Source organism: Hyalangium minutum, assembly GCF_000737315.1.
Classification (GTDB): Bacteria; Myxococcota; Myxococcia; order Myxococcales; family Myxococcaceae; genus Hyalangium; species Hyalangium minutum.
Genome location: NZ_JMCB01000001.1, coordinates 990,936 through 997,508 on the forward strand (window position 1 = coordinate 990,936; position 6,573 = coordinate 997,508).

Sequence of the window (6,573 nt, forward strand, 5' to 3'; positions counted from 1 at the left end):
GAGCGGCCCTATGAGTTCATGCGGATGAGATGGGTGCGGCTCATGGCGCGCATGTCATCGGCAATGCCGGAGATCTCATCCATCGCCCGGCTGGCCTCGGTGTCCGAGCCCCTGGCGTTCGCGTCCGCAGGGGTGGCGCGCAGCCGCTCGCTGCGCTGGGCGATGAACTTGAGGATGTAGGCGCGCTCGGCCCCGGCATCCGCCCGAGCCTCATTGAGGCCATGTGCGCCGCCCTGCCCCGCCCGCTCCAGCAGGGCCTTCGCTTGCTGGAACTGCGCCTGGGGCATGTGTACCAGCGTCTGAGCTGCCAGCTCCGCCTGCGGCTGCACCAGGATGCCCTCGTGCCCCGTGGTCGTCGTGGCGCGTGGATCCGCCACCCCCTTGGCCAGCGCATGCCGGATCTCCGGCGGCAACCGCTGCGCGGCCCGAGGGCTCTCCTGGGCCATGTCGAGCACCCGCACATAGGTGCCGATGGCCGGCTTCGCGTTGGGAGTCGCCAGCACGTGCTGAAGCAGGAGGAGCTCGCGCTGGAGTTCGGCGCCGGTCAGGCTCTGGAGGTGCGTGGTGACGCGAGTGCGCTTCGCATCGGGCACGCCGGTGCGGCGGAGGGCGGCGTCGATCTGAACGAGGGGTTGCGACGCAGCGCTTACGGGACGTGGGCCTTTTGAAGTGTCGAAGCCATCGGCCATGGCACGGACTCCTTGGGAGGAGGCTACCAGGGGCAGTCGAGGACTTCCACGGTGCGCGTCACCGGCGGGACCGTGTCCCCCCGAGGCGGCGGGAATCGAACCCGCCGCAGCGACCTCACTTCGGCGGGGGCGTGTTGAGGAACTGCTGCTCCCACACCGCTCAGTGCGCTGCCCCACCTGCGCGAGGGAACGTTGGTGCGGCTCCAGGCGTTAGCGGTGCGCCCCAGTCCCGCCTCCTTCAATGGCACCCTCTCCACCCGGTGCACCGCCGTCACCCTCCTCCAGAGGGGCGAGCCTTGACCCACAGCCCTCCGCTTGATTGAAAGGACGTGGCCATGCGTCTCCGAACTTGCAGCGCCCCCCTGGTACTGCTCCTGCTCTCGGCCTGCGCCACAATGGAGCCGACCCCGGGAGAGATGGAGCCCCCGAGTCCGAGATTCGCCAACCTTCAGCGCGCAGCCCAGTATCCCTGGACGGATGACGGGCATTGCGTAGTGCGAGAAGCTTCCAACGAATGGCCTGTCCTGGCGGAGCGGTGCTTTCACGCGCTCGATCACAAAAGAGTCAAGTTTCGCGATGTTACCGGAAGGTGCGCCGTAGCCTCTACGGCGCTGGCTCCCGCAGCCGTGGCCCTCTGTGTCTTTGCGGCACCTGAGATCGTCGTCGGCGCAGTGATTGTGGTGGGAGCCGTAGTGGTGGCTGCTGCCATCACAGAAGGGCTGGAGGCTTACGAACGGAACGCATCCCGTGAGCGTGCGAAGCAGACGACTCAGACACGGCCATCCCATGCGGAGGAACCCGTGGCGAACGGCGAGCCCACGCCCAGAGGCTTGGGCCGGGATTGGTTTCCCCCAGAGCCGCCAGAATTGGAGCCGCATGACCGCCGCCCCGAGTGCACTCCCAGACGGGTTCCTCCCAAGGGTGGACACCCCTTCCATAACAAGTGCGCTGACGCGATTCCTGGCAACGCCTTCCGTGGCGCCAACGCGCTCGTCAACGGCAAGGCTTTCGACGCGCTGCAACCTGCCACGCGAAGACTGTGGGAGGTCAAAACCACCGCCATTGAAACCTACAATCCCTTCGTTCAGCAGATGGAACTCGCCCAGCAAGTAGAAGAAGGGCTACGAGAACGCGAACTTGCGGCGGCCTGCGGCTATGATTTTGCCATCGGCGTTCGTACCGAAGTGCACAAAAAGATGCTGGAGGAAGCAGAGCCCCGCCTCACTGTTGTTCTCATGCCGTGGTGCAAATGACGATGATGCAGAACACCCTCGGTATCAAAGTCCACGCGCCTGCGCTCGTATGCGACGACAGCCGCCCTGTGGCTGTTGTCCATACCATGGAACGCGCGCTCCCCGGTTTGCGGCTGGAGTGGACCGTCTCTGACGATCATCAAATCATCCATCTGCCGCAGCGCGATGCATGGCTCGCCCGGGCCAAGAAAAACGGAGGCTTTCCTCTCGTCTGCAACAATGACGAGCATTACCCCGTGATGATCTCCGGGTTGGCACTTTCGGCAAGCTCTGGAGCAGGTGGCCAAGCGCAGCTTGACGTCCACGCCAAATTGCCACTGGACGCGGGTGGCATCGCCGCGGCAGCGAATGTACTGGAGGGCATCGCAGAGAGTGCTCGTGCATTCTGGGGACAAGCGACGCCCTTCGAAACGGGTGTGGAGATCTCGCGGCAGACGAGGGACCCGGTGCGTAAGCCGGGGGAACCGTCACGAGGGCTGCCAGCGCTCAAGCTCCCAGAGTCTCTGCGCTCGCCAGAGATTCCGTATCACCTGGGTTGGCTGAACTACTGGTCGGCCGCTACCGCAGAAGCCATTGGGTTCCCTGACCCTGCCCGCGACTTGGAGCTGCTCACGCGGGCGCGGCGCACGTCGTCGGGCGGATGGGTCGTGCAGCTCACCGATGCGCCGCTCGATCTCGACAACCCCGCGCACCTGGACACGCTGAAGCGGGCCTACGAGCGCTTCCCGGAGATCGGCGGGCGCGCGGCACGGTGACCGATTGGCAGCCGAGGCAATAGCGGCGGGTTGCTCTGCTTGGAGGCGGCGGCAATCGAACCCGCCGCTTTTGAGCGGAGACGCCTGGGTTGGATCTCCATCGAACTGTGTCCGGCTCCCACCTGGGAACAGGGAGCCGGCACGGGACGGCGCCGCTCAGGCCGTCGTGATGGAGGCGGCGCCCTGCCCGAGACGACGGGGGCGCCGCAAGCCCAGCTCAACCAGGGCTTCGCCCGCCTGGGCCTTCAGGCTCTTCAGCTCGGCTGCTGCCTCACTCTGGCCGAATTGCCCCGAGAGCCATCGGCGCAGGTCCGTCTCCAGCTCCCCTGCTGTCTGGTAACGCGCGGCCTTCGAGCGCTGAAAGAGCTTGCTCAGGGGGACGCGCAACATATCGGGCAGGCCCGCCAGGAGCACTTCCAGGTCTTCCGGTGTGTAGGTCGCCGCACGCCAGATCGTCTGCTCGACCGCAGCGTCACATCCGGCCAGCTCGGCACGCCGGATCGCGCGCTCCACGCGGGCGGCCTGCCGCTTCGGCAGCGCCGCCTTCGCCGCGCTCGAGACGCCCATATCCGCATCCAGCAGGTTCTTCCCCGTGGCCATTTCGAGCATGACGAGCCCGAGCGCGAAGAGGTCCGAGCGTGCATCCACCCGGCCGCCGAGCAGCATTTCCGGCGACGCGAAGTAGGTATCCCCCTTGGGGCGACGCACGGTGGAGACGACGCGGCCCTTCAACGTGGAGAGCGCCAGCCCGAAATCGGAGACCTGAACCCGGCCCTCCCCATCCACGAAGACGTGAGACAGGTCGACCGCCCGGTGGACGATTCCCAGCGGGTTCCCCTTCTCGTTCTTCGCGGTGTGCGCGTGCTCCAAGGCGCTCGCCACTGCCGCGCCGACGTACACCGTGAAGAGGGGCGAGAACCAGCGGCGGCACTCCTGAACGACTCCGAGCAGCTCATCCAGCCCCTGCCCTGTCGGATGATCGGTGATGACGTACCAAGCCTCTTCGGTCTTGTGCAGCCCGTGAACGCGGAGGATGCCCGGGTGCTGAAGGTACGTCGCGAGCCGCACTTGCTCTTCGAGCTTCGCCCGAGCCTTGAAGACGCGGTTCCCGTCCTCCACCCTCGGCGAGCCGACCGCCTTGAGCAGCACCTTCCCCTTCGGGTGCCCATCGACTCGACGACGCGCCACAAACAAACTCAGGCCGTGATGCGCCTCGCCCAAGTCTTCGCGGAACTCGTAAGCCACCCCCTCCCTGTCGGAGAACAGAATCGCCCCCTTGGGTAGCTTGAACTCGATTGCGGCCATGCTCGCTCCTCCCCTCGCTCGCGCGGGCACCATGCCAGGACGAGACACGCGCACACTACCCACGAGATGGGGTCGGAGGGAATGCCCGCCGACCTGCCACGTCGCCTTGCAGGACCGCTCAGGGCCAGTAATCCACGGGAGATCCGGTCGTACTGTTAAAGATTCTCGCGGCACCGTCTTTCACTTCGTCAGCACCCAAGTCGATGATGAAGCAAACGGGAAGCTCGTCCTGCCGCGGCAGCTTCACCCGGTCATACCTCACGAAGACTTGGCCCGGTTTGCCAGTCTTCGTCTCCCCGGGCACGACGTAGACCTTGCCGCCGAAAAACCGCGTCCCAGGGGGCGCTACCTCACGCTGCTCCGGGAGGATGGCGTCCGGAACAACCCCGACGACCGTGTCGCCCGCGCGAAGCCACACGTCCTCTAGCCGAGCGTATCGGTCATCAGCCACAACCTTAAAGTGTTGGGACTCACCCCAGCGGAGCTGCTTTCGCGTTGCGACCGCGCCCTCCGGGCAGGTGAACGGTTCGGGTCGCACCTGGGGCCCGGTGCATCCCGCCGCGAGGGCACACGTGAGTGGCACGACTTTGCGCAGATCCGAGCCGGGGGCGGGCTTCTGTCGGCGTGCTGGCTTCGGGTCTTCGGGGGGCGGAGTCTTCACGGTTGAACCTTCCTTCTGTTCCGGGACAGGGACCGGCTCTGTGCCGACCCCAGGCGCGGTGGCGGGTGACATATCAGGAGCGGGCGGCCCGGAAGGCTCGACACGGAAGAGGCTCGACGTACCGGTCGCCCGTGGCGCTGTGGGCGGCTCTGGCGCATCCGAACGGCTCCAGAGCGCCACGACTGCGGCAAGCATGAAGGCGGCCCCCCCCGCCGCGAGCACTTTCCCCGAGCGATGGGCGCGGGCAACCGCCCTCCCGGCGGGCAACCTAGGCTGACGCTGCGCTGAGGGGGGATGCGCGGGCTCCCCGTATTCAGCCCCTGGGTCTGCATGGAGTCCCGTCAGCTCGCGGTGAAGGGCCGCCGTATCCACCGGGCGCCTCGTGGGATCTCGGGACAGCAGGTCGTCAACGAGGTCGCTGAGCGCCTCGGGAATACGCGCGTTCAGCTCTCGCACCGGAGAAGGTGGCGCGAAGGGGTTGTTCAGACTCTCCCGCGGGCGCGTCTCCGTCGGCCGCGGATCCGTCAGCAGCTCGTAGAGCATCGCGCCGACGGTGAACAGCTCGTCAGCCACCTGGAAGGCGTAACGCGCCCGGTGCTCGTCTCTGTGCTCGCGCAGGAACTGGAATTGCTCAGGTGCGCGGAACCGATCCGTTCCAGGGGGCAGGCCGCTCTGGGTCAATTCCGCCGCTTGCGTGTGGGTCGCGCAGCTGAAGTCGATGAGGATCGGCTCGCCGTCGCTCTTTCGGATCAGCACGTTGGACAGCTTCAAGTCCCGGTGCAGGATGCCCTTGCTGTGCATGTACCTGAGAGCAGAGGCAATCTTCACGAAGACACCCAGGATTTCATGCACCGTGGGGTGCTTCTTTTCCTGCCACTCGCCCAGCGTCCAGCCTTCCACGTACTCGAGCGCGATGTACATGTTGCCAGCTTCGGCGTAGCCATACCCCAGCGGCTTGATGATGTTCGGGTGGCCCTGTTCCATCAACAGCAGCAGCACCGTCAATTCACGCATCGCCCTCGCATGCGTCTGCATGTCGTCGCCGCTGGCATCGCGATGCCGCGCCACCTTGAGCGCTCGGAGTTGCCCATTCTTCTGCACCAGGTAGACGACTGCGGATCCACCGTCGCCGAGTTCCCTCAGGACGTGCCAACCGTCAATGACGGTGCCAGAAGGGAGCCTGAGAAGCGTCGTCATGGCTTGCCCTCCTCAACGGGCTTGGGAAGGTTCGCACGTGGAATGACAAGGCTGCGGCCATCCCCCCCGTCCACTTCCACCGTGAAGACAAGTCCGGCACTCGGGGGCGGCTCTTCCGCGACGACGAGCACCCGAATCACTCCCTCGGGAGTGCTCGCATCCACCGCAGCTGTCACGAGACGTGCCCGCAGCGGAACTCCTCCCTTTCCCGTCAACGTCGCATCACGTGGCGCAAAGAGCGGGCGACCGGGAAAACTGTTGATCACGACGTCGAAAAGCACCCACCCATTGCCGCGATAGGACACGCCCCGGTCCGTCCAGAGTCCCTGCGCACGGTCCTTGACGGGCTCAATGACCGCGGTCTGAACGCCGCGGTCGTTCACGTATCCTTTCAGCACGAAGTCTTCCGGCCTGGGCTCGGGGCGCTGCACTTCGGGGGGGCACGCCGCCGGCGGCTCGGGGCGCTTCACATCGATCCGGAGGTCCACTTCGGCCGGGTCCATGACGAGCACGAACGCGGCCCGAGCGGGGGCCCTCCCATCCGCGAAGAAGACCGCCAGCTCGTGACGCTCGCCGACCCGGGAGTCCGCCGCAGCCTGGACGATGATCGAGCGTAAGAGTTCACCGGCTCAAGCAGCCAGAGCAGCCGGAGCGGTCTCGAAGCTCGGGAGTAGCGAGGGAGGCTGGAGGCCGTGGCGGTGCGCCGCCAAGGC

General features: G+C 66.2%; 6 protein-coding genes. 2 read left to right on the forward strand and 4 right to left on the reverse strand.

What is annotated here, in order from left to right:
* Nucleotides 1–8 precede the first annotated feature (8 nt).
* Nucleotides 9–689, reverse strand: coding sequence for a hypothetical protein (locus DB31_RS03730; protein WP_044181931.1), 681 nt, complete (start codon nucleotides 687–689; stop codon nucleotides 9–11).
* Nucleotides 690–1,315: 626 nt separating this feature from the next.
* On the opposite strand from DB31_RS03730, the gene DB31_RS46280 reads away from it, so the two are divergent.
* Nucleotides 1,316–1,942 (forward strand): DUF6310 domain-containing protein, encoded by a 627-nt coding sequence (locus tag DB31_RS46280; RefSeq protein WP_338034278.1) that lies wholly within the window; start codon nucleotides 1,316–1,318, stop codon nucleotides 1,940–1,942.
* On the forward strand, nucleotides 1,939–2,697 hold the full coding sequence (locus tag DB31_RS03735) for a DUF5953 family protein (RefSeq protein ID WP_044182380.1): 759 nt from the start codon (nucleotides 1,939–1,941) through the stop codon (nucleotides 2,695–2,697). The genes DB31_RS46280 and DB31_RS03735 overlap by 4 nt, the downstream gene beginning before the upstream one ends.
* 156 nt (nucleotides 2,698–2,853) lie before the next feature.
* Here the strand turns inward: DB31_RS03735 and DB31_RS03740 are convergent, their stop codons facing one another.
* From DB31_RS03740 to DB31_RS03750, 3 genes are all read right to left on the reverse strand, one after another.
* Nucleotides 2,854–4,002: a serine/threonine protein kinase gene (locus DB31_RS03740; protein WP_044181935.1), complete on the reverse strand. Its 1,149-nt coding sequence runs from the start codon at nucleotides 4,000–4,002 to the stop codon at nucleotides 2,854–2,856.
* 118 nt (nucleotides 4,003–4,120) lie between these two features.
* Nucleotides 4,121–5,860, reverse strand: a complete 1,740-nt coding sequence (locus DB31_RS03745; protein ID WP_044181941.1) for a serine/threonine protein kinase — start codon at nucleotides 5,858–5,860, stop codon at nucleotides 4,121–4,123.
* Entirely contained in the window at nucleotides 5,857–6,468 is a 612-nt protein-coding gene (locus DB31_RS03750) for a DUF2381 family protein (protein ID WP_083967985.1), read from the reverse strand. Before DB31_RS03750 ends, DB31_RS03745 begins: the two co-directional genes overlap by 4 nt.
* Nucleotides 6,469–6,573 lie beyond the last annotated feature (105 nt).

What these genes read in the sequence shown, in the direction of transcription:
- DB31_RS03730 (WP_044181931.1), bottom strand. Translation starts at nt 689, where the DNA reads ATGGCCGATGGCTTCGACACTTCAAAAGGCCCACGTCCCGTAAGCGCT.
- DB31_RS03735 (WP_044182380.1), top strand. Translation starts at nt 1,939, where the DNA reads ATGACGATGATGCAGAACACCCTCGGTATCAAAGTCCACGCGCCTGCG.
- DB31_RS03740 (WP_044181935.1), bottom strand. Translation starts at nt 4,002, where the DNA reads ATGGCCGCAATCGAGTTCAAGCTACCCAAGGGGGCGATTCTGTTCTCC.
- DB31_RS03745 (WP_044181941.1), bottom strand. Translation starts at nt 5,860, where the DNA reads ATGACGACGCTTCTCAGGCTCCCTTCTGGCACCGTCATTGACGGTTGG.